A 22,647-nucleotide genomic window follows, 5' to 3' on the forward strand; every position below is an offset into this window, starting at 1 on the left:
TCGGTGGTGCGGTGCGGACGTGCTGTCTGCCGACCAGCCTGCCCGCTCAGCGGCTCGCCTGCCCGGAAGCGGCGCACGCAAGCCTGATACCCCTGGGGTCAGGCTTCAGGTCACCGAGATGTCCACGGACGGCCGCAGCTTCGCCGCCGCGGCCAGCGCCTCGTGCACCGGGTGGGTGGCGAAGGCCGCCACCAGCTCCGGGTCCGCCGGGGCCGCGGCCGCCGGGTAGGCGATCTGCTCGTACGCGGCCTGGAAGCGCGGACCCCAGCGACGGGCGCCGAGCCGGGCCGTGCGGGAGCAGTTGTCGACCATGTGGGCCACGTCCCGGGCGCGCATGTACGGCAGCAGGGAGTCGACGGCCTCGATGACGGACTCGTTGACGATCTCCGACCAGGGGTGGCCGCGCTCGGCGAACTCGTCGACCTGGGCGGTCATGGTGGCGACGAACACGCCCGCGGTGAACGGGTCGACGGGCAGGTCGCGGGTGCCGCGCCGGGCCCGCACCCGGTCGCTCACCGACCACATCGGCGAGCCGTCGATCACGCTCATCTCCCGTGCGCCGAGCCGCTGTTCGGCGAGGATCACGCTGCGCAGTTCGGTGCCGTCGGCGACCTCGTCGTAGATCTCCGCGACGATCTCACGCGCGGGGGCGTACGTCGCCGTGTACGCCCGGTCGAAGACGTCCCGCCCGGCGGTGTCGAGGTGCTCGCGGACGGCCCGCAGCCCGGCCCGCGAGATGGTGCGGGCGATCGGGCCGGTGACGTTCTCACAGGACCGTTCGTACGCCGTGACCTCGTCGTCGCCGGCCAGGCGGTACCGGGTGTACAGGCTCTCGACGATGCCGTGGACGGCGCCGAGCAGGATGGCGCGTTCGCCGACGATGTCCGAGCGGTACTCGCTGTCGAGGGTGGTGCGGAAGGTGTACGGCGAGCCGAGCGCCACGGACCAGCCGAGGGCCAGGTCGACGGCCCGTCCGTCCGGGTCGGCGTGCACGGCGAAACTGGCGTTGATCCCGGCGCCGTTGACGTGCGCGCCCTGCTGGTAGAGCCGCCGCACGGAGTCGCCCATGCCCTTGGGACACACGGCGATCACCCCGTGCCCGGGCGGGAACTCCCCGCCGGTCTCCCGGAGATGGCCGAGCAGGAAGCCGTGCGAGAGACCGATGACGGCGCCCGGCTTCAGGGCCGCGAAGATCTCCTGGTGGTGCGCGGCGAGCGCGGCGTCGGCGATCAGCAGGATCACCAGGTCGCTGTCGGCGGCGACCGTGAGCCAGTCGCCGAGCGTGCCCGCCTCCTCGGTGAAGCCGTGGGCTCGGGCGTCGGCGCGGGAGCCGGAGCCGGGGCGCAGCCCGACCGCCACCCGGATGTCCGTGCCCGCGAGGGAGTCGCGGAGGTTGAGGGCCTGCGCCCGCCCCTGGGGTCCCCAGCCGAGGACGCCGACGCGCCGGACGCCGGCGAAGGCCCGCGGGAGGAGCGGGAAGAGGTGCCGCCCGCCGGGCAGGACGGTCTCGGTGCCGCCCGGCACGTCCATGGTGTCGAGCGGGAAGACGCGGGAGGTGTACGTGCTCGTCGAGGTCATGGTCGAGTTGTAGGCTCGCCCGGAGCGTTGCGGCAAGCGCAACTTGTGCAGCGCACTGTTGCGGAAAACGAAAGGGCCAGGTCGTGCGGGACGATCATCGGGAGCTGCGGCTGTTCCTGCATCTGGCGCAGACGCTCAACTTCGGCCGGACGAGCCTGGATTGCCACGTCAGCCCGGCCACGCTGACCCGGACCGTGCAGCGGCTGGAGGCGGACCTCGGGCACCGGCTCTTCGACCGGGGTCCGCGCGGGGTGTCGCTCACGGCGGAGGGGCACCGCTTCCGTGAATACGCCGTGCGGGCCCTGGAGTTGTGGCGCGCCTACCGCGAGGAGCATCCCGATCCGGCGCTGCTCACCGGCCGGCTGGCCGTGTTCGCCACGGTGACGGCGTGTCAGGCGCTGCTGCCGGACCTGCTGGCGCCGTTCCGTGCCGCGCATCCGCAGGTGCGGCTCGATCTGCGCACGGGTGACGCGGCGGCGGCGCTGGCCCGGCTGGACGAGGGCGAGGTCGACGCGGCGGTGGCGGGCATCCCGCCGCGGCTGCCGGAACCCCTGGTGAGCCGCACGGTCGCGGTCACGGAGCTGGTCCTGGTGACGGCCCGGGACCGTCCCGATCCCGGGCTCGACGGCCCGTTCGTGCTCCCCCAGCGCGGCCTGGTCCGCGACGCGGCCGACCGCTGGTTCCGCGGCCGGGGCGCGGTCCCCGACGTGGCCTGTGAACCGGACGGCCACGAAGGGCTGTTGACCCTGGTCGCGCTGGGCTGCGGCACGGGTGTGGTCCCCCGCCTGGTGCTGGAGCACAGCGCCGTCCGGGAGCGGCTCGAGGTGCTGCCGGCCGAGCCGGCGCCGGAGCCATTCCCGATCGGGCTGTGCGTCCGGCGGGCCGATCTGCGGCGGCCGGTGGTGGCGGCGCTGTGGAGTCTGACCGGGGGATGAGGCCCCTAGTGACCTGAGTCAGAGATTCGTCGTTAGTCGGGTATGAGTCGTCCGGGTCCGAAGATTCCGCCGTTGTCGGTCACTGATGCCCAACGGGCGGTGCTGGAGGGCTGGTTACGTCGCCGTACGACGGCTCAGGCTCTGGCCCAGCGGTCGGGGATCGTGCTGGAGTGCGCCGAGGGCCACTCGATCATGGAGGTGTCCCGCCGGTTGCGGATCACTCCGGACACGGTCCGCACCTGGCGGCGCCGGTTTCTCGAACGCGGCCTGGACGGCTTGTGCGACGATCCGCGGCCCGGTGTCCCCCGGAAGATCACCGACGCCGACGTCGAGCGGGTCATCGTCAAGACGCTCGAGGAGACACCGAGGAACGCCACCCACTGGTCGACCAGGTCGATGGCTGCGGCCACGGGAATGTCGCAGTCGACGGTCTCGCGGATCTGGCGGGCGTTCGCCCTGGCCCCGCACCGGTCACAGACGTTCAAGCTGTCCACCGACCCGCTGTTCATCGACAAGGTCCGCGACGTCGTCGGCCTCTATCTCGATCCGCCGGAGAAGGCCCTCGTGCTCTGCGTGGACGAGAAGTCCCAGATCCAGGCCCTGGACCGTTCCCAGCCAGTTCTGCCGATGGTGCCCGGTGTTCCCGAACGCCGCAGCCACGACTACGTCCGGGCCGGCACCACAACCCTCTTCGCCGCCCTCGAGGTGGCCAGCGGCAAGGTCATCGGCTCCCTTCACCGCCGTCACCGGGCGGCGGAGTTCAAGAAGTTCCTCACGAAGCTGGACAAGGAAGTCCCGGCCGACCTGCAGGTTCATCTGATCCTGGACAACTACGCGACCCACAAGACGCCCGACATCAAGCGGTGGCTGCTCGCCCACCCACGCTTCCACCTGCACTTCACGCCGACGAGCGCGTCCTGGCTGAACCTGGTCGAGCGGTGGTTCGCCGAGCTGACCCAGAAGAAGCTCAAGCGCGGCGTCCACCGCTCCGTCCAAGCCCTCGAACGCGACATCCGGGCCTGGCTCGCCGACTGGAACGAACACCCCAGACCCTTCATCTGGACGAAGACAGCCGACGAGATCCTCGACAAAGTCGCCGCCTACTGCCGACGAATCTCTGACTCAGATCACTAGGTGAGCGCTCCCAGCGGATCGTCCAGCACCGGCTGCCAGGCCAGTTCGGCGGCGCCGACCAGGCTGTTGTGGTCGAGTGTGCACGGCAGGATCGGCACGCCGCCGCTCTGTCCCCACAGGCTGCGGTCGGCGACGACCGCGCGGAGGCGGCCCGGGTCGGCGTCCAGCAGTGTGCGGTGCAGGCCGCCGAGGATGATCCGGTCCGGGTTGAGGATGTTGACCAGGCCGGCGAGTCCGAGGCCGAGCCGGTCGATGAGGGCCTCGGTGGCGGCGCGGACGCCCGGGTCGTCGTAGTGGTGGCGGATCAGGTCGATGGCCTGCTGGAGCAGGGACACCTCGGGGCCGGGCTCGCGTCCCGCCTCCGTCAGGAAGGCCAGCGGGTCGGTCTCCACGTCGAGGCAGCCGCGGCTGCCGCAGTGGCAGGGGCGGCCCTCGGGGTGCACGGTGAGGTGGCCGACCTCCAGGGCGAGGCCCGAACTGCCCCGGTGCAGGCGGCCGTCGAGGACGAGCGCGCCGCCGACGCCCCGGTGGCCGGTGGCCACGCACAGCAGGTCGCGGGCGCCGCGTCCGGCGCCGTGCCGGTGCTCGGCGAGCGCGGCGAGGTTCACGTCGTTGGCGGCGAACGCCGGTCCGTCGAGGCCGGCCGCGCGCACCTGCTCGGCGAAGATGTCCCGCACGGGCGCGCCCGCGGGCCACGCCAGGTGCAGCGGGTTGAGCGCCAGGCCCTCGGGTTCGGCGACCGCGGACGGCACGGCGAGTCCCGCGCCGACGCACCGCCGCCCGGTCTCCCGCAGCAGCTCGGCGCCCGCCCTGACGACGGAGGCGAGCACCTTGGCCGGGTCGGCGTCGATGATCTCGCAGCCGGGCGTGGTGGCGACGATCCGGCCGCCGAGACCGACCAGCGCCGCCCGGAACCCGTCGGCGTGGACCTGCGCGGCGAGGGCGACGGGCCCGCCTTCGGCGACGGACAGCTTGTGCGAGGGCCGGCCCTGCGAGCCGGCCGCCGCGCCGGGCCGGGCGTCGACCCGGATCAGCCCGAGCGCCTCCAGTTCGGCGGCGACCGCGCCGGCCGTCGCCCGCGTCACGCCGAGCTCGGCGGTGAGCACGGCCCGGGTCGGGGCGCGTCCGGTGTGCACGAGCTCCAGCGCGGGTCCGAGGGCTCCGCGTCCCCGGTCCAGCCGCGTCCTCGAGGTGCTCCCATCCCCCGCCGGCCGGGGGTCCGCCTTCCCGCTCATGAGGGCGAGTCTCCCATGATCCGCCGGAGCGGCGGCCTACCGGCCGCTGACCCGGAGCGTGATGTTGAGCCGTCCGGTGAGGCCCAGCCCGGGCGGTACCGTGCCCGCGCGCACCCGGGGAACGCCGTGGTAGGCGAGCCGGGACGGGCCGCCGAAGACGAACAGGTCGCCGCTGCGCAGCTCGACGTCGGTCCAGGGCCGGGTGCGGGTCTCGGTGTTGCCGAAGCGGAAGACGCAGGTGTCGCCGAGGCTCAGTGACACCACGGGCGCGTCCGACTCCTCGTCGCTGTCGCGGTGCATGCCCATGCGGGCGTCGGCGTCGTAGAAGTTGATCAGTGCGATGTCGTAGGCGGGTGCCGGGCCCCCTAGGGTGTCCCGCACGGCCCGGCGGCCCAGGTCGCCCAGCCACTCCGGGAAGGGCTTGACCGGGGCGCCGTCCCCGTCGGTGACCGTGCGGGCGTAGCCGTAGGGGTACCAGTGCCAGCCGAGGCACACCTGGCGGGCGGTCATGGTGCCGCCGCCGGGGGTGCGGACCGTGCGCAGTCCGGCGGGCGGCCGGGCCCAGGCGCGGCAGGCGTCGAGCAGGGCCCGCTGCTCCTCGGCGTCCAGCCAGCCCGGCGCGTGCACCGCGCCGGGCGCGACCTGGGTACGGGCCCTGGGGAACAGCTCGCCGTCCATGCCTCCCATCCTGCCCGACCGGGGCTGAGCTGCGGCTCGGCTAGCCTGGACGCACGATGAACGACCGTATGACGACGCCGTGGGGCGCGCTCGCGCTGACCCGTTTCCCCGAGGACCCGCGCGACCGGCTGCGTGCCTGGGACGCCTCCGACGAGTACCTGCTGAGGCATCTGGCCGAGGAGGACGTCCCGCTGTCGGGCACGGTCGTGGTGGTCGGGGACCGCTGGGGGGCGCTCGTCACGGCGCTCGCGGCGCACCGGCCGGTGCAGATCACCGACTCGTACCTGGCGCAGGAGGCGACGCGCGCGAACCTCGCGCGGGCCGGTGCCGAGCCCGGCGCGGTGCGGCTGCTCACCACCCAGGACCCGCCGCCGGAGCGGGTCGACGTGCTGCTGGTGCGGGTGCCGAAGAGCCTGGCGCTGCTGGAGGACCAGTTGCTGCGGCTGGCCCCGGCCGTGCACGCGGGGACGGTCGTCGTCGGCACGGGCATGGTGAAGGAGATCCACACCTCGACGCTCCGGCTGTTCGAGCGGATCCTCGGCCCGACGCGCACCTCGCTCGCCGAGAAGAAGGCCCGGCTGATCTTCTGCACGCCGGACCCCGCGCTGGACCGGCCCGCCAGCCCGTGGCCGTACGTCTACACGCTCCCGGACGGCATCGGCCCGGCCTCGGGACGCACCGTCGTCAACCACGCGGGGGTGTTCTGCGCCGACCGGCTCGACATCGGCACGCGTTTCTTCCTCCGGCACCTGCCGGACGGCCGGGGCGGCCGGGTGGTGGATGTGGGGTGCGGCAACGGCGTGGTCGGTACGGCGGTGGCGCTGGCCGACCCGTCGGCCGAGGTGCTGTTCGTGGACGAGTCGTTCCAGGCCGTGGCCTCGGCGGAGGCTACGTACAAGGCGAACGGTGTGCCGGGGCACGCGGAGTTCCGGGTCGGCGACGGGCTGGCGGGCGTGCCGGCGGGCAGTGTCGACCTGGTCCTCAACAACCCGCCGTTCCACGCCCACCAGGCGACGACGGACGCCACGGCCTGGCGGATGTTCACCGGGGCGCGGCGCGCGCTGCGGCCGGGCGGTGAGCTGTGGGTGATCGGCAACCGGCACCTGGGCTACCACGTGAAGCTGCGCAAGGTCTTCGGCAACAGCCGGCTGGTCGCGAGCGACCCGAAGTTCGTGGTGCTGAAGGCGGTCAAGCGGTAGCCGGGGCCAGGGTCCGGAGGGTCCCGGTGACCGCCCGGGTCATGGCCTCCCGCGCGAGCGTCAGGTAGTCGCGCGGGTCGACGGCATCGGGGCGGTCGGCGAGGAACCGGCGGATCGCGCCGGTCAGTGCGATGTTCAGGGCCGTGCCGATGTTGACCTTGGCGATGCCGCCGGCGATCGCCGCGGTCAGTTCGTGGTCCGGGACGCCCGAGGAGCCGTGCAGGACGAGCGGGACGTCCAGGGCGGCGGACAGGCGGGTGAGCAGGGCGTGGTCGAGAGCGGCGGTGCGCGTGGTCATGGCGTGGGCGCTGCCGACGGCGACAGCCAGGGCGTCCACGCCGGAGTCGGCGACGAAGGCCCGGGCCTCGTCGGGGTCGGTGCGGGCGCCCGGGGCGTGCGCGTCCAGCGCGGGTCTGCCGTTCTTGCCGCCGATCTGGCCCAACTCGGCCTCGATCCAGAGCCCTTGGGCGTGGGCCCAGTCGACGGCCGCCCGGGTCGCCGCGAGGTTCCGCTCGTAGGGCAGCCGGGCCGCGTCGTACATCACGGAGCTGAAGCCGGCCTCCGCCGCCTGGTGCAGCAGGGTGTCGCTCTGCACGTGGTCGAGGTGCAACGCGACCGGCACGGCGGCGTGTTCGGCGGCGGCGACGGCCGCGCGGGCGAGGGGGAGCAGCCGGCCGCCGCGGAATCTGACCGCGTTCTCGCTGACCTGGAGCACGACGGGGGCGTGCGCGGACTCGGCGCCCGCGATGACGGCCTCGACGTGTTCCAGTGTTATGACGTTGAACGAGGCGACGGCCGAACGGGCCGCCGCCGCGCGGGTGACGAGTTCGCCGGTGGTGGTGAGGGGCACGGGGTCTCCAGGGTCAGGGCGCGAGGATCACCGAGCGCGTGAGGTGGCGCGGGCGGTCGGGGTCCAGCCCGCGGGACGCGGCGACGGCGACCGCGAGGCGCTGGGCGCGGACCAGTTCGGCGAGCGGGTCCAGGTCTCCGGCGATCCACGACGCCCCGGTGTCGCGCACCTGTTCGGCGAGACCGTCCGGCGCGTCCCCGAGCATCCAGGTCGCCGTGCCCGTGGTGCTGACGCTGATCGGGCCGTGCCGGTACTCCATCGCGGGGTACGCCTCCGCCCAGGCCAGGGCGGCCTCGCGCATCTTCAGCCCGGCCTCGTTCGCCAGGCCGACGGTCCAGCCGCGCCCGAGGAACGTGAACTGCCCGCAGTCCACGAGCCCTTCGGGCAGGGGTTCGGCCAGGGCGGTCCGCGCGTCGGCGACGGCGGCGTGGGGGTGGAGGCCGAGGTGGGCGCGCAGGAGGGTGAGGGCGGTGGTGGCGAACCGGGTCTGGACGACGGAGCGTTCGTCCGCGTAGGCGAGGACGGCGAGGTCGTCGGCGGCCGCCCGCACGGGGGTGTCCGGGTCGGCGGTGATCGCGGTCGTGCGGGTGCGGCCCCGCAACCGGCCGAGCAGGTCGAGGACTTCGGTCGTGGTGCCGGAGCGGGTGAGGGCGACGACCCGGTCGTACGCCCGGCCGTGCGGGAACTCCGAGGCGGCGAACGCGTCGGTCTCGCCCTGGCCCGCGCCCTCGCGCAGGGCGGCGGCCGCCTGCGCCATGAAGTACGAGGTGCCGCAGCCGACGATCGCCACGCGCTCGCCCCGTTCCGGCAGCACCCGCGCATGGCCCGCCGCCTCCGCGGCGGCCCGGGTCCAGCACTCGGGCTGACTGGTCAGCTCCTCCTCGACATGCGTCATGCCGCACCCTCCGCTCTGATTGTTCCTGCAAGGTATCGCCAGCTTTCGAGCATCATCAAGCACTGTGCGCGGCCTGGTGCGCTAGGGTCGCCCGGGATCGAGACGTGGAGGTGCGGATGCCGCGCGACGCCCGCTGGAAGGCGCTGCTGGAACTGCTCGTCGAGCGCGGCCGGCTGGACGTCGAGGAGGCGGCCGGGGCGCTCGGGGTGTCGGCGGCGACGATCCGCCGGGACTTCGACCGGCTCGCCGAGCAGCAGATGCTGGTGCGCACCCGGGGCGGCGCGGTCGTGCACGGCGTGTCGTACGAGCTGCCGCTGCGCTACAAGACGGCCCGCAACGCCTCGGAGAAGCAGCGCGTCGCGAAGGCCGTGGCGGACCTGGTCGCGCCCGGTGAGGCGGTCGGGCTGACGGGCGGCACGACCACCACGGAGGTGGCGCGGGCCCTGGCCGTGCGCGGGGACCTGGCGTCCGGGTCGCCCGCGCTGACCGTCGTCACGAACGCGCTGAACATCGCGAACGAGCTGGCCGTGCGGCCCCAGTTCAAGATCGTGCTGACCGGCGGCGTCGCGCGGGCCCAGTCGTACGAGCTGGTGGGGCCGCTGGCGGACGCGGTGCTCTGCCAGATCACCGTGGACGTGGCGGTCCTCGGCGTGGTCGCCTTCGACGTCACGCACGGCGCGGCGGCGCACGACGAGGCGGAGGCCGCGGTCAACCGGCTGCTGTGCGAGCGGGCGGAGCGGGTGGTCGTGGCCGCCGACTCCAGCAAGCTGGGGCAGCGGGCGTTCGCCCGGATCTGCGGCGCCGAGGCGGTGGACACGCTGGTCACGGACGCGGCGGCCGACGCGGCGACGCTCCGGCGGTTCGAGGAGGCCGGGGTGCGGGTCGTCACGGTGTGATCCCCGGCCCCGGTGTCCGCGGGACACCTCCCGCCTAAGCTGGGGCTGAGAGCCCGCCGGGTCAGGGAGGCTGCCATGCAGGGAACAGCGGACGGCCGGCGGTATCTGCCGATCGCCGAGCACGGGCTCATCGGCGATCTGCGCAGTGTGGCCCTGGTGGGGACCGACGGCACGATCGACTGGTACTGCTGCGGGGCCTTCGACGCGCCGAGCGTCTTCGCCTCCATCCTGGACGCGGAGCGCGGCGGCTGCTTCGAACTGGCGGCGGCCGTGCCGGCGCGGACCAAGCAGTTCTACTTCCCCGACACCAACGTCCTGATCACCCGCTTCTTCACCGAGGACGGCGTCGGCGAGGTGCAGGACTTCATGCCGGTCGGCGGTGATGCGGTGGAGGCCGAGCGGCACCGGCTGATCCGGCGGGTGGTGTGCGTGCGCGGCTCGATCCCGTTCCGTACGCGGGTGGCCCCCCGCTTCGACTACGGCACCCGGCCGCACACCGTCCGGCCGGCCGGTGAGACGGCCGTCTTCGAGGCCGACGGGATGGCGCTCGCGCTGACCGCGACCGTGCCGCTGGAGGCCGACGGGCCGGACGTCCGCGGGGACTTCAAGCTCGCCGAGGGCGAGTCGGCGGTGTTCGCGCTGGACAAGGTCGGCGGCGAGGTCTCGCCCCGCCGGTGCGCGCGCACGGAGGCGGAGGAGCAGTTCGCGGCGACGGTGGCGTACTGGCGGCGCTGGCTGTCGGCGTCCCGCTACAAGGGCCGCTGGCGGGAGATGGTGCACCGCTCGGCCCTGACGCTGAAGCTGCTCACCTACGCGCCGACCGGGGCGATCGTGGCCGCGCCGACGACGAGCCTGCCCGAGCAGCTCGGCGGCGAACGCAACTGGGACTACCGGTACGTGTGGGTGCGCGACGCGGCCTTCTGCGTCTACGCCCTGCTGCGGCTGGGCTTCACCGGCGAGGCCGAGGCGTTCATGGACTTCGTCACCCGGCACATCAGCCCGGGCGACGGCAAGCCCTCGGGCCCGCTGCAGATCATGTACGGCATCGACGGGCGCACCGAGCTGCCCGAGCGGACCCTCGACCATCTGGAGGGCCACGACGGCTCCGCGCCCGTCCGGGTCGGCAACGCGGCGGCCGACCAGCTCCAGCTCGACATCTACGGCGCGCTGATCGACTCCATCTACCTCTACGACAAGTGGGCCAAGCCCGTCTCCAGCGACCAGTGGGACGACGTGTGCGCCCTGGTGGACTGGGTGTGCGACCACTGGGACCAGCCCGACGAGGGCATCTGGGAGACCCGGGGCGGGCGCAAGAACTTCCTGTACTCGCGGCTGATGTGCTGGGTGGCGATCGAGCGGGCCATCCGGATGGCGAACCGGCGCGGACTGCCCGCCGACCTGCCCCGCTGGCGGGAGTGCCGCGACACGATCTACCGGCGGATCATGAGCCGGGGCTGGTGCGCGGAGCGCCGGGCCTTCGTCCAGCACGAGGACGGCGACGTGCTGGACGCGGCCGTGCTGATGATGCCGCTGACGAAGTTCATCGCCCCGACCGACCCGAAGTGGCTGTCGACGCTGGACGCCCTGACCGAGGAGCTGGTGTCCGACTCGCTGGTGTACCGCTACGACCCGCAGGCCAGCCCGGACGGACTGCGCGGCGACGAGGGCACGTTCTCCATCTGCTCGTTCTGGTACGTCGAGGCGATGGTGCACGCGGGCCGGATCGACGAGGCGCGCCTCGCCTTCGAGAAGATGCTGACGTACGCCAACCATCTCGGCCTGTACGCCGAGGAGATCAGCCACACCGGGGAGCAGCAGGGCAACTTCCCGCAGGCGTTCACGCACCTCGCGCTGATCAGCGCGGCCTTCAACCTGGACCGGGCCCTCGGCTGACGCTCAGTGCCCGTGGCCGTCGTCCGCGTGCCCCTCGGGGGTACCGGAACCGGCTGCGGCTCCCCCGGCGCGGACGGTGAAGGCCGCCGTGTGGACCGTGCCGTCGTGCTGGAAGTCCAGGAACAGGCGGTAGGAGCCGGCGCTGGGTGCCGTGGCCGTGAACGAGATGTCCGGGCCGGGCCTGGTGGTGCCGTCGCCGGGTTCGCCGTTCGGGTGGACGTGCAGGTAGGCGAGGTCGCCGGAGCGCAGGGCGACCAGGTGGCCGTACGCGCCGAGGTAGGGCTGGAGGTCGGTGACGGGCCTGCCGTCGCGGGAGACCTTCAGCTTCAGTTCGCTCGCCTTGCCGGGGCGCGGGGCGCCGGTCAGTTCGACCTGGTAGCCGTCGGTCTCGGCCGTGGTGCTCGGTGCGGGCAGTTCCTTCGGCCGGTACGGGCCGGAGGCGGCGAGGTCCGCGCCGAGGGTGAGGTTCCGCGCGTCCTTCCGGGCCGGGGTGAAGTCGGCGAAGACGCGGTAGCCGCCCGCGCTGGGCAGGTCGACGGGGGTGCTCCAGGTGCCGTCGGCGGCGCGGGTGGGGTGCAGGTGGCGGTAGGTGGCCAGGTCGCGTGAGGCCACGATGAGGTGGAGTTCCTTGTCGTGCTCGCGCTGGTAGGCGGTGACCGCGCGACCGCTGCCGTCCCGGACGGTGAAGCGCAGCTCGGCGCGCTGCCCGGCGGTGACGGTCGGGGTCTTCAGGTCGAGGGTGTAGCCGTCCTCGGAGATCTGGAGCCCGCCCGCCGGGGGCGTGTCGTGCCCCGCGTGCCCGTCGTCCCGCGCCGGCGGGGATGCGGGCCGGGCGTGCCCGTCCTCGTGCTTCGGCGGGTCGTCGGCGGCGACGGGGCCGACGCCCTGACCGACCCCGTAGGCCGTGCCGAACGTGGCGGCCAGGGCGGCGGCGAAGGTGGTGATCTTCAGTCCGGTTTTCATGGCCTTCGGCTCCTTCGATGCTGCGGGCCTGCCGCGCGGATGCGGGGCCTCCATGCAGCTCACCATACCCCTAGGGGGTATAGAGTCAAGTGGTTTCCGCGCTTGCATCCTATACCCCTCGGGGGTATATATGAACTCGGCGAGGGGATACCCCCGCCCCGTATCCGTGAATCACCAGGGAGGCTCCGATGCCCGCCACCACCTACGCCGTCTCCGGGATGTCCTGCGGCCACTGCAAGGCCACGCTCACCAAGGTGATCGGCGCGCTGGACGGCGTCAGCGGCGTCGAGGTCGATCTCGACACCGGCCGCGTGACCGTCACCGGCGCCGCCGAGCCCGACGACGCCGCGATCGCGGAGGTCGTCGACGAGGCCGGCTACGAGCTCACCGGGAGGGTCTGAGCCATGAGTACGGGCACGACGACCGGCGCCGACGCCGAGGTGGAGCTCGCCATCGGTGGCATGACCTGCGCGTCCTGCGCGGCGCGCATCGAGAAGAAGCTCAACCGCATGGAGGGGGTCACCGCCACCGTCAACTACGCCACCGAGAAGGCGAAGGTCAGCTATGCGGGCGAGGTCTCCGTCCGGGAGCTGATCGCCGCGGTGGAGGCGGCCGGGTACACCGCGCGGGAGCCCGCACCGCCCGAGGAGCCCGGCGAGCCGGCCGTCGAGGCCGACGAACTGCGGCCGCTGCGCGAGCGGTTGGTCACGGCCGTGGTGCTGGCGGTGCCCGTCGTGGCCCTCGCCATGATCCCGGCCCTGCAGTTCGAGTACTGGCAGTGGCTGTCGCTCACCCTGGCCGCGCCCGTCGTGACGTACGCGGCGTGGCCCTTCCACAAGGCGGCCCTCGTCAACGCCCGGCACGGCGCGGCCACCATGGACACGCTGATCTCGGTCGGTACCTCGGCCGCGTTCCTTTGGTCGCTGTGGGCGCTGTTCTTCGGCACCGCGGGCACGCCGGGCATGACGCACCCCTTCGAGCTGACCATCGAGCGCACGGACGGTGCCGGGAACATCTACCTGGAGGCAGCGGCGGGCGTCACCGCCTTCATCCTGGCCGGACGGTACTTCGAGGCCCGCGCCAAGCGCAGGGCCGGAGCGGCGCTGCGGGCGCTGCTGGAGCTGGGCGCCAAGGACGTCACCGTGCTGCGGGACGACGGCCGCGAACAGACCGTGCCGGTGGGCGAGTTGCGGGTCGGGGACCGGTTCCTGGTCCGGCCCGGGGAGAAGATCGCCACCGACGGGACGGTCGTCGAGGGTTCCTCCGCGGTGGACGCCTCGATGCTCACCGGTGAGTCGGTGCCGGTGGAGGTCGGCGCGGGGGACGCGGTCACCGGCGCCACGATCAATGCCGGCGGGCGGCTCGTCGTGCGCGCCACGCGGGTCGGCGCCGACACGCAGCTGGCGCGGATGGCGAAGCTGGTGGAGGACGCGCAGCACGGCAAGGCCGCCGCGCAGCGCCTCGCGGACCGCGTCTCGGCCGTGTTCGTGCCGGTCGTGATCGCCCTGGCGCTGGGCACGCTGGGCTTCTGGCTCGGCAACGGCGCCGGGCTCACGGCCGCCTTCACCGCCGCGGTCGCCGTGCTCGTCATCGCCTGCCCGTGCGCCCTGGGCCTGGCCACACCGACCGCGCTCATGGTCGGCACCGGGCGGGGCGCCCAGCTCGGCATCCTGATCAAGGGCCCGGAGGTCCTGGAGTCCACCCGCCGCGTCGACACCGTCGTCCTGGACAAGACCGGCACCGTCACCACCGGCCGGATGACGCTGCTGGCCGTGCACACCGCCGACGGCATCGACGAGGCCGACGTGCTGCGGCTGGCCGGGGCGCTGGAGCACTCCTCCGAGCACCCGATCGCCCGTGCCGTCGCCGACGGGGCGCTGGCGAAGCTGGGCACGCTGCCCACGCCCGAGGACTTCGCCAACGTGCCCGGGCTGGGGGTCCAGGGCATCGTCGAGGGCCACGCGGTGCTCGTCGGGCGGGAGCGGCTGCTGGCCGACTGGGCCATGGAACTGCCCGAGGGGCTGGCGCGGGCCCGAGCGGCGGCCGAGGACGCCGGGCGCACCGCCATCGCCGTCGCCTGGGACGGCGCGGCCCGGGCGGTGCTGGAGGTCGCCGACGCCGTGAAGGAGACGAGCGCGGAGGCGGTCGGGCGGCTGCGTGCGCTGGGACTCACGCCGATCCTGCTGACCGGCGACAACAAGGCCGTCGCCGCGTCCGTCGCCCGCGAGGTGGGCATCGAGGAGGTCGTCGCCGAGGTGCTCCCGCAGGACAAGGTCGAGGTCGTCAAGCGGCTGCAGGCCGAAGGCCGGTCGGTGGCGATGGTCGGCGACGGGGTCAACGACGCGGCGGCCCTCGCCCAGGCGGATCTCGGTCTGGCCATGGGCACCGGCACGGACGCCGCGATCGAGGCCGGCGACCTGACGCTCGTCCGGGGCGATCTGCGGGCCGCGGCGGACGCCGTCCGGCTCGCGCGCCGCACCCTCGGCACCATCCGCTCGAACCTGTTCTGGGCCTTCGCCTACAACGTGGCGGCCCTGCCCCTGGCCGCGGCCGGCCTGCTCACCCCGATGATCGCCGGGGCGGCCATGGCCTTCTCCTCGGTCTTCGTCGTCGGCAACTCGCTACGGCTGCGCACCTTCCGGGCCGCGGGCTGACGCGGCGGCCGGTCAACGGCGGTGCCACACCAGCGTGTAGCGCCAGAACAGACGCCGGCGCAGGCGCGCACCGGGCAGGACGCCGCGCGCCTCGCGGGCGATCTCGGAGAACGTCATGTCCGCGGCCCGGGCGCGGGCGGTCATCGCGACCGGAAGCGCCGCCCTGCGGCCCCGGTTCTTCAGCAGCGCCATGACGATGTTGAGCGGGACGGACGCGAAGGAGAGCAGGTGGTCGACGGGATCCTCCGCGCGGTGGAGACCGACGACCACCAGGGTCCCGCCGGGGGCCACACGGTCGCGGAAGGCCGTGAGGGCCTCGGTGAACGGCAGATGGTGGATGACGGCGACGCAGGTGAGGGCGTCGTACGCGGCATCGGGCAGCCCGCCCGGCGCGTCGGCCACCGTGTACGTCACCGGGGCCGACGCGGGGGTCAGTGCGCGCGCCCGGGCCGTGATCGCCGGGTCCGCGTCGATCCCGTGCACGCGCCCGGCCCGGCCGGCCAGCAGCCGGGCGAGGTCGCCGCTGCCGCACCCCACGTCCAGGGCGCTCCCCAGTCGCGCGGGGAGCTGCCGCAGGAGCCAGGGGTGGAAGTGGGCGTTGTGGTCCCAGGGGCGGGCGGTGTGGAAGCGGTCGAGTGCGCGCGGGATCCGGCCGGGCGGGGATGTCATGCCCTCAGTTCAGCAGACGGGGTCAGACGCCCGCCGCTCTCCGGTCAAGGAGGGAGCGGTGGATCTCGCCCGCGCGGATCGCCGTCGTCGACAGCAGTGTCGAGGTGAGGCCGTGCGTGTGCTCCGTGCCGCCCTGGAGGTAGATGCCGGCCGTCACGTCCGGGGCGGTCTCCGCGCGGTGGTCGCGGCGCACGCGGATCGCGTCCTCGTCGTCGCGCAGGCAGACCTTGGCCGCCTCCCCGAGCAGGGTGGTGAGGTCCCGGGGCCGGTAGCCGGTGGCGTGGACGAGCAGGTCGGCCTCCAGGACCTGTTGCCCGCCGGTGGGGAGGAACTCCACGACGACGTCGAGCAGGCCGTCGGCCCGTGACCGGACGTCCCGTATCCGGGAGACGTTGAGGAAGCGCAGCCGCTCCCGGCCGGTGACCTTCTCCTGGTAGGAGGTCGCGTACAGGGACTCCAGGAGGTCCATGTCGACGACGGAGTAGTTGGTGGAGCGGTGGTAGTCGAAGAGCGACTGCTTGATCTCGGAGGGCGCGGTGAAGTACACGTCCACCGCCTCCGGGTCGAAGATGCGGTTGGCGAACGGGCTGTCGTCGGCCGGGGTGTAGCCGTACTTGGCGAAAACCGAGCAGACCTCGGCGTCGGGGAAGGAGCGGTGCAGGTAGTCGACCGTCTCGGCGGCGCTCTGGCCCGCGCCGAGGACGACGGCCCGGCGCACCGGCGTGCGCCGGTCGAGCAGTTCGGTGACGCGGGGCAGTAACTGGCTGTTGTGCCAGACGCGTTCGGACAGTTCGACGCCGGGCGGCACATGCGGTTCCAGGCCGACGGCGACGCTCAGGTCGCGGGCCCGGTACGTCTCGCCGGAGGCGTCGCAGACCACGTCGAATCCCGTGACGGTGCCCGACTCGTCGCGCACGGGGTCGACGGCGGTCACCTCCCGGTCGTAGGCCACGAGGTGCCGTACCCGTGCGGCGGCCCACTCGAAGTACTCGTGGAACTCCACCCGCAGGGGGAAGAGCGTCTTCTGGTTCAGGAAGTCGACGAGCCGGCCGCGCTCGCGCAGGAAGCACAGGAAGCTGTAGTCGCTGGCCGGATCGCGCAGGGTGACGAGGTCCTTGAGGAAGGACACCTGCATCGTGGCGTCGTCGATGAGCATGCCCCGGTGCCAGCCGAAGCGCGGCTGGCGTTCCAGGAAGAGGGCGTTGAGCCGGTCCTCCGGCGCGGCACTCGCGTTGTGTTCCTCGATCGCTATGGCGAGGGCGAGATTTGACGGCCCGAAGCCGATTCCGAGGACGTCGTAGGTGGTGTCCGTGGTGTCCGATCCCGTGAGCGGTGAGTTCACCGTGGCATCGCCTCCCTCAGGCAGCCACATGTTAGATAAGGTTAGCCTTACCTTGCAATGGAGCCGCCGGAGAGGGAGAACCGCATGCGCGTCGCCATGTTCGGCTATCAGACCTGGGGTCACCGCACGCTCCAGGCCCTGCTGGACTCCGACCACGAGGTCGCCCTCGTCGTCACCCACCCCAAGAGCGACCACGCCTACGAGAAGATCTGGGACGACTCCGTCGCCGAACTCGCCGAGAAGCACGACGTCCCCGTCCTCCTGCGCAACCGCCCCGACGACCCCGAACTCCTCGACGCGCTGCGGGCGGCGCGGCCGGACCTCATCGTGGCCAACAACTGGCGCACCTGGCTGCCCCCCGAGGTGTTCGACCTCCCGCCGCACGGCACCCTCAACATCCACGACTCGCTGCTGCCGTCCTACGCCGGCTTCTCCCCGATCATCTGGGCGCTCCTCAACGGCGAGGAACGCGTCGGCGTCACGGCGCACCGCATGAACGGCGAACTCGACGCCGGCGACATCCTGGTGCAGCGGGCGGTGCCGGTCGGGCCGGCCGACACCGCGACCGACCTGTTCCACCGGACCGTCGACCTCATCGCCCCGATCGTGCGCGAGTCCCTCGACCTCATCGCCACGGGCCGGGACGCCGGGCGGTGGCAGCCGCAGGACCGCTCCAGGGCGAGCTTCTTCCACAAGCGCTCCCCGGAGGACAGCCGCATCGACTGGACCTGGCCGGCCGAGCGCCTGGAACGGCTCGTGCGCGCCCAGTCGGACCCGTATCCGAACGCGTACACCTTCCACCGCGGGAAGCGGCTGCGGATCACCTCGGCCGCCGTGTCCGAGGGCCGTTACGGCGGCACGCCCGGGCGGATCTTCATCCGCGAGGGCGACGGCGTGGTCATCGTGGCAGGCCCCGAGGCGCACACCGGCCGCTGCCCGGGGCTCGTCATCCGCCGGCTGCGCACGGAGGACGGCGCGGAGTACGCCGCGACCGACTACTTCCGCACGATGGGGGGCTACCTGACGGCGCGTCCGTAACTGACGCTCCGTCAAGTCATCACGAGCGGGCGGAGATTGTCCGAAGACCGTTGCTGAGGTAAGCCTTACCTTGCTTTACTGGCGGCCGTACGACTCCTGCCAGTACCCCGGCGACAAGGGACGCGCATGCCGAGAAAGCTCCTCACCACCCTTCTCACCGTCACCCTGGCCGCCGGGTTGGCAGCCTGCGGCTCCGTCAAGGACGACTCCGGCACCTCCTCCGCCCCCTCCTCCGGCGACGCGAAGGCGGGCTCCTCGTCCGCCTTCCCCGTCACCATCAAGCACAAGTTCGGCAGCACGAAGATCACCGAGGAACCGCAGCGGATCGTGGTGATCGGCGACGGCGGCACCGACGACGTCGACGCGCTGTACGCCCTCGGGGTCACGCCGGTCGCCGTCTCCAAGGACGCCTTCGCGGCCGACGGCGTCCACCCCTGGCTGAAGGACCGGGTCGACACCAAGAAGACCAAGCTCCTCGACACCATGAACGGGGTCGACTTCGAGGAGGTCGCCGCCCTGCAGCCCGACCTGATCCTGGCCACCTCCGACTTCACCCTGGAGAAGAACTACCAGAAGCTCTCCGCGGTGGCGCCGACCATCGGCTACGAGACGGCGTGGGGCAAGCAGACCTGGCAGGAGCACGTCCAGGTCGTGGCGAAGGCCGTCGGCCGGGAGAAGCAGGCGGAGAAGGCCATCAAGGACACCGAGGACAGCATCGCCGAGGTGAGGTCCCAGCACCCCGGCCTGAAGGGCAAGACCTACAGCCTGTCCATCGGCAACACCCCGGCCAAGATCTTCACCATCGCCTCGGAGGAGGACTTCGCGGCGAAGCTGATGAGCGAGGTCGGGCTGGGCCTGACCCCGTCGGTGAAGAACATCAAGACGGTCAGCGGCAGCCCCACCGGCGAGCTGTCCTTCGAGCAGCTCGACAAGCTCGACGCGGACCTGGTCGTGATCGCGTTCACCACGCCGCAGCTGAAGAAGGCCTTCGAGTCCAGCGCGCTGGTGAAGAACATGTCCGCGGTGAAGGAGGACCGCTACGTCGTGACCGACGTGGCGACCATCAGCCAGCTCCGCAGCCCGTCCGTGCTGGGCATCCCGTGGGCGCTGGACAACCTGGAGACCGGGTTCGCCAAGCTGGACAAGTAGGGCCAGCAGGCCGGGCGTCCCGAGGGGAACCGGAGCGGCGGGGCGCGTGACGCGCCCCGCCGCTCCGGTGTCGCTCAGCCGTCGCGCAGGGCCGAGTCGACCTCCTCCGCCGACATGCCCTCGATCTCCAGGTGGAGGGCGGCGACCTGCTCCAGCCGTCCCGGGGTGTGCTCCTCGGCGGCCAGCCGCTCGGCCATGCCGCCGGCCGTGAGGGTGGCGAACAGGGCCCGCACCGACACCTCGGAGGTGTCGAGGGCCTCCCGCAGCCGGCTCACGATCACGGTGGCGAGCACCGAGTCGCCGCCGAGCGCGAAGAACCCGTCGTCCAGGCCGACCCGTTCGACGCCGAGGACGTCGGCCCACACACGGCAGACGACCGTCTCCAGGGCGCTGCCGGGCGCCTGCCGCTCCCCCTCCCCCGGCTCCGGCGTCTCCCACAGCGCCCGGACGGCGCGGCGGTCGAGTTTGCCGTTGGCGGTGAGCGGCAGCTCCTCGACGACGGCGACCCGGGCCGGGACCATGTGGGGCGGCAGCACCGAGCGCGCCCACTGCCGCAGTTCCTCCTCCGCCGTCCCGGGCTCGGCGGCCACCGCGGCCGCCAGCTGCACCCCGGCTCCGCCGGTCAGCCCGGCGACGGCGCGCCGCACCGCCGGATGCCCGGCGAGCCCCGCCTCCACCTCGCCGAGTTCGATGCGGAAGCCGCGCAGCTTCACCTGGTGGTCGCGCCGGCCGAGGAACTCCAGCGTGCCGTCCGGCCAGTAGCGAGCGAGGTCGCCGGTGCGGTACCAGCGCACGCCGCCGGCCTCGGTGAACTTCTCGGCCGTGCGCGCCGGGTCGCCCCGGTAGCCGAGCGCCACGCCGTCCCCGCCGATCCACAGCTCCCCCGGCACCCAGTCCGGGCAGTCCCGGCCGCGCGGGTCGACGACCCGGCAGCGGACGTTGCGCAGCGGCGTGCCGTACGGCACGGCCCGCCAGTGCGCGGGCACGCGGGCGTCCGGCACCTCGCACACGGTGGAGTGGATCGCGGTCTCGGTGGTGCCGCCGAGTCCGGCGAACCGGCAGCCCGGTGCGCGTTCGGCGAGCCGTCCGGGCAGGTCGGCGCCCACCCAGTCCCCGCCGAGCAGCACCGCGCGAAGACCGGCCAGTTCGCCGGGTCCGGTGGCGAGCAGCAGCATGTCCAGCAGTGGCGGGACGCAGTTGACGAGCGTCACCCGGTGCGTGCGCACCAGCTCCGCCCAGGGCCGGGCCTCGCGCCGGTCCGCCTCGTCGACCAGGACCACCGCGCCGCCCGCGCTCAGCAGTCCGAACACGTCGTAGACGGAGAGGTCGAAGTCCAGCGCGGACAGGGCGAGGCAGCGGTCCGACGGGCCCACCTCGAAGCGCGAGTCGAGGTCGTCGATGGTGTTCATGGCGGCGCGGTGCGGCACCTCGACGCCCTTGGGCTCCCCGGTGGAGCCGGAGGTGAACAGGACGTAGGCGACCCGTTCCTCGTCCACCGGCACGGGCGCGGACAGCGGGGCGTGCCGCATCGCCTCCTGGACCGGCAGGCCGTCCTCGGTCGTACGGCCGTCGGTGAGGGTGAGGCGGAATCCGGCGGTGGCGCGGATGCGGTCGCGGCGGGCGGGCGGTTGCTCGACGCCGACCGGGACGTACGCGGCGCCCGCGGCCAGCACGCCGAGGACGGCGGTGATCTGGTCGGGCCCCTTGGGGAGGCTCACCGCGACGGTGTCGCCCGGCCGCACGCCCCGGTCCGCCAGCGCCCCGGCGCACCGCAGCGCCCGGTCGGCCAGCTCGCCGTAGGAGAGGGCGCCGTCGGTGCCCCACAGCAGTGCGGGGGCCTCGGGCCGTTCGGCGGCGTGGGCGAAGAAGCCGTCGTGGAGGAGCCGGTGGCTGCGCGGCGCGGCCGTGGCGTTGACCGCCGTGCGGACCGCCGACTGCTCCGCGGGCAGCAGGGCGGGCACCGGCCGGTCCCAGACCTCGTCCTCGGTGCCGAGCCGGGTGACCAGTCCGTGGAACGCGGCGAACATCGCGTCGACCAGTCCGGCGGGGAAGGCGTCCTCCCGGACGTCCCAGTTGACGAGCAGCCCCCCGTCGACCTCGGTGACCTGGGCGTCGAGCAGCACCTGCGGGCCCTGCGAGATGATCCACGCGGGCTGTCCGAAGGAGTCGCGCACCTCCTGGTCGAACAGCTCGCCGAGGTTGAGGGCGCTGGTGAACACCACGGGCGCGAGGACCTGTTCGCCGCGCAGCCGGGTCAGGTCGCGCAGCACCTCCACGCCGGAGTAGTCGGCGTGGGCGGCGTCGGTGTGCATGCGGTCCTGGAGCCGCCGGGCGTGCTCGGTGAACGTCGCCGGCTCGGCCAGGTCGACGTCGAGCAGCACCGAGCTGGTGAAGTCGCCGACGAGCAGGTCGGTGTCGGGGTGGGAGCCGCGGCGGTCGAACATGGGGACGTTCAGCAGGAAGCGGGGCTGACCGCTGTGGGCGGCCAGCACCTCGGCGAAGGCGGTCGCGACGGCCATCGCGGGGGTCAGCCCGTGCTGGTGGGCGCGGGCGGCCAGACGCCGTTTCCCGGCCGGCGGCAGCCAGTGGTGCCGCCGCGTCACGCGGGTCGGGTCGGCGCGCTCCGCCTCGGGCACCAGCGGCAGGTCGGGCGCGCTGGGCAGCTCGGGGATCCGGCGCTGCCACCAGGCCTGGGCCTGCTCCCGGCTCAGCCGCCGCACCTCCGTGCGTTCCGCCAGGCAGGCCGGGTAGCTGGTGCGGATCGGCGGCAGCGCGGCGTCGGGGTCGCGGTAGAGCCGGGCGAGGTCGGAGAGCAGGACGCGGTAGCTGAGGGCGTCCGCGGCGAGCATGTCGACGTCCACGTGCAGCCGGCTGCGGCCTTCGGGCAGCAGGGAGAGCTGCACGGAGAACACCTCGCCGGCGCCCACGTCGAGCCGGGCGTGCGAGGAGGAGTGCCGGACGTCCTCCAGTTTGGCCGCCGCCGTCTCGGGGTCGAGGGCGCGCAGGTCGTTGACGGCGGTGGCCGGGCGGGTGAGGCCGGGCAGGATCTGCTGGCGGCCGTCGTCGCCGAAGCGGGCCCGGAGCATGCCGTGCCGCCGGACCAGGGCCCGTACGGCCGTGTCGAGCCGGTCCGGGTCCACGCCGGAGCCGTCGAACTCGACGTACAGGTGCGCGGCGACGGAGCCGAGGGTGGTGTCGTCGCCGCGGCCGATCCAGTAGGCGTGCTGCATCACGGCGAGCGGGAAGGGCTCACCGGGTTCCGGGGCCGGGGCCTCGGCGGTGGTCCCGGCTCCCGGCTCGGGAGTCCGGATCCGGGACGCGAGCAGGGCGCTCCACGCGCGCAGGGTGGGTTCCTTGGCCAGTTCGGCGAAGCCGACCTTGACGCCCTGTTTGCGCCAGGAGCCGGCGATCCTCATCAACGTGATCGAGTCCAGGCCCCAGGCGATGAGGCTGTCGTCCTCGCCCGGCGGGGTGTCCGAGCCGAATGTGTCGGTGACCGTACGGAGCAGCTCGTCCGCGGTCGGGGGGTGCTGCGTCAC

At 73.3% G+C, this 22,647-nt stretch carries 18 protein-coding genes; 9 read left to right on the forward strand and 9 right to left on the reverse strand.

Annotated features, from left to right (window positions below; translation table 11 throughout):
• Nucleotides 1-105 precede the first annotated feature (105 nt).
• A complete protein-coding gene (locus tag C1703_RS02850; RefSeq protein ID WP_114250375.1) occupies nt 106-1,578 on the reverse strand; it encodes a ketol-acid reductoisomerase in 1,473 nt (490 codons plus the stop codon).
• A gap of 83 nt (nt 1,579-1,661) precedes the next feature.
• Here C1703_RS02850 and ilvY point away from each other — a divergent pair, with 83 nt between their 5' ends.
• Both ilvY and C1703_RS02860 read left to right on the forward strand, forming a co-directional pair.
• A complete protein-coding gene (gene ilvY, locus C1703_RS02855; protein ID WP_114250376.1) occupies nt 1,662-2,513 on the forward strand; it encodes an HTH-type transcriptional activator IlvY in 852 nt (283 codons plus the stop codon).
• Between the two features lie 42 nt (nt 2,514-2,555).
• Nucleotides 2,556-3,647: an IS630 family transposase gene (locus C1703_RS02860; RefSeq protein WP_114250377.1), complete on the forward strand. Its 1,092-nt coding sequence runs from the start codon at nt 2,556-2,558 to the stop codon at nt 3,645-3,647.
• Here the strand turns inward: C1703_RS02860 and C1703_RS02865 are convergent.
• Together C1703_RS02865 and C1703_RS02870 are read right to left on the reverse strand one after the other, a co-directional pair.
• A complete protein-coding gene (locus C1703_RS02865) occupies nt 3,644-4,882 on the reverse strand; it encodes an ROK family protein (RefSeq protein ID WP_114250378.1) in 1,239 nt (412 codons plus the stop codon). The two genes, C1703_RS02860 and C1703_RS02865, sit on opposite strands and share 4 nt — an antisense overlap.
• A 36-nt stretch (nt 4,883-4,918) precedes the next feature.
• The gene (locus C1703_RS02870) at nt 4,919-5,560 is read right to left on the reverse strand and encodes an alpha-ketoglutarate-dependent dioxygenase AlkB (RefSeq protein WP_114250379.1); all 642 of its coding nucleotides are present in this window, start codon (nt 5,558-5,560) and stop codon (nt 4,919-4,921) included.
• 68 nt (nt 5,561-5,628) lie between these two features.
• On the opposite strand from C1703_RS02870, the gene C1703_RS02875 reads away from it, so the two are divergent.
• Nucleotides 5,629-6,759 (forward strand): methyltransferase, encoded by a 1,131-nt coding sequence (locus C1703_RS02875; RefSeq protein ID WP_114250380.1) that lies wholly within the window; start codon nt 5,629-5,631, stop codon nt 6,757-6,759.
• Here C1703_RS02875 and C1703_RS02880 read toward each other — a convergent pair.
• Together C1703_RS02880 and C1703_RS02885 are read right to left on the reverse strand one after the other, a co-directional pair.
• The gene (locus C1703_RS02880; protein WP_114250381.1) at nt 6,749-7,609 is read right to left on the reverse strand and encodes a class II fructose-bisphosphate aldolase; all 861 of its coding nucleotides are present in this window, start codon (nt 7,607-7,609) and stop codon (nt 6,749-6,751) included. The genes C1703_RS02875 and C1703_RS02880 overlap by 11 nt on opposite strands.
• Nucleotides 7,610-7,622: 13 nt before the next feature.
• A complete protein-coding gene (locus tag C1703_RS02885; RefSeq protein ID WP_114250382.1) occupies nt 7,623-8,504 on the reverse strand; it encodes an SIS domain-containing protein in 882 nt (293 codons plus the stop codon).
• A 116-nt stretch (nt 8,505-8,620) separates the two neighbouring features.
• On the opposite strand from C1703_RS02885, the gene C1703_RS02890 reads away from it, so the two are divergent.
• A complete protein-coding gene (locus C1703_RS02890; protein WP_114257264.1) occupies nt 8,621-9,400 on the forward strand; it encodes a DeoR/GlpR family DNA-binding transcription regulator in 780 nt (259 codons plus the stop codon).
• A 75-nt stretch (nt 9,401-9,475) separates the two neighbouring features.
• Nucleotides 9,476-11,293: a glycoside hydrolase family 15 protein gene (locus tag C1703_RS02895; protein WP_114250383.1), complete on the forward strand. Its 1,818-nt coding sequence runs from the start codon at nt 9,476-9,478 to the stop codon at nt 11,291-11,293.
• Between the two features lie 3 nt (nt 11,294-11,296).
• On the opposite strand, the gene C1703_RS02900 is transcribed toward C1703_RS02895, so the two are convergent.
• The gene (locus tag C1703_RS02900; protein ID WP_114250384.1) at nt 11,297-12,256 is read right to left on the reverse strand and encodes a hypothetical protein; all 960 of its coding nucleotides are present in this window, start codon (nt 12,254-12,256) and stop codon (nt 11,297-11,299) included.
• Nucleotides 12,257-12,444: 188 nt separating this feature from the next.
• Here C1703_RS02900 and C1703_RS02905 point away from each other — a divergent pair, with 188 nt between their 5' ends.
• Together C1703_RS02905 and C1703_RS02910 are read left to right on the forward strand one after the other, a co-directional pair.
• Nucleotides 12,445-12,657, forward strand: coding sequence for a cation transporter (locus C1703_RS02905; protein ID WP_114250385.1), 213 nt, complete (start codon nt 12,445-12,447; stop codon nt 12,655-12,657).
• Nucleotides 12,658-12,660: 3 nt separating this feature from the next.
• Nucleotides 12,661-14,910, forward strand: coding sequence for a heavy metal translocating P-type ATPase (locus tag C1703_RS02910; RefSeq protein ID WP_114250386.1), 2,250 nt, complete (start codon nt 12,661-12,663; stop codon nt 14,908-14,910).
• Nucleotides 14,911-14,922: 12 nt separating this feature from the next.
• Here C1703_RS02910 and C1703_RS02915 read toward each other — a convergent pair whose 3' ends face one another.
• Nucleotides 14,923-15,579 carry a class I SAM-dependent methyltransferase gene (locus tag C1703_RS02915; RefSeq protein WP_114250387.1) on the reverse strand — a complete coding sequence of 219 codons (657 nt, stop codon included), beginning with the start codon at nt 15,577-15,579 and terminating at the stop codon, nt 14,923-14,925.
• A 22-nt stretch (nt 15,580-15,601) separates the two neighbouring features.
• On the reverse strand, nt 15,602-16,921 hold the full coding sequence (locus C1703_RS02920) for a SidA/IucD/PvdA family monooxygenase (RefSeq protein ID WP_114250388.1): 1,320 nt from the start codon (nt 16,919-16,921) through the stop codon (nt 15,602-15,604).
• 84 nt (nt 16,922-17,005) lie between these two features.
• On the opposite strand from C1703_RS02920, the gene C1703_RS02925 reads away from it, so the two are divergent.
• Nucleotides 17,006-17,959: a methionyl-tRNA formyltransferase gene (locus tag C1703_RS02925; RefSeq protein WP_114257265.1), complete on the forward strand. Its 954-nt coding sequence runs from the start codon at nt 17,006-17,008 to the stop codon at nt 17,957-17,959.
• Between the two features lie 126 nt (nt 17,960-18,085).
• Nucleotides 18,086-19,108 (forward strand): iron-siderophore ABC transporter substrate-binding protein, encoded by a 1,023-nt coding sequence (locus C1703_RS02930; protein WP_114250389.1) that lies wholly within the window; start codon nt 18,086-18,088, stop codon nt 19,106-19,108.
• A gap of 74 nt (nt 19,109-19,182) precedes the next feature.
• On the opposite strand, the gene C1703_RS02935 is transcribed toward C1703_RS02930, so the two are convergent.
• Nucleotides 19,183-22,647, reverse strand: coding sequence for a non-ribosomal peptide synthetase (locus tag C1703_RS02935; RefSeq protein ID WP_114250390.1), 3,465 nt, complete (start codon nt 22,645-22,647; stop codon nt 19,183-19,185).

Source organism: Streptomyces sp. Go-475, assembly GCF_003330845.1.
Taxonomy (GTDB): domain Bacteria; phylum Actinomycetota; class Actinomycetes; order Streptomycetales; family Streptomycetaceae; genus Streptomyces.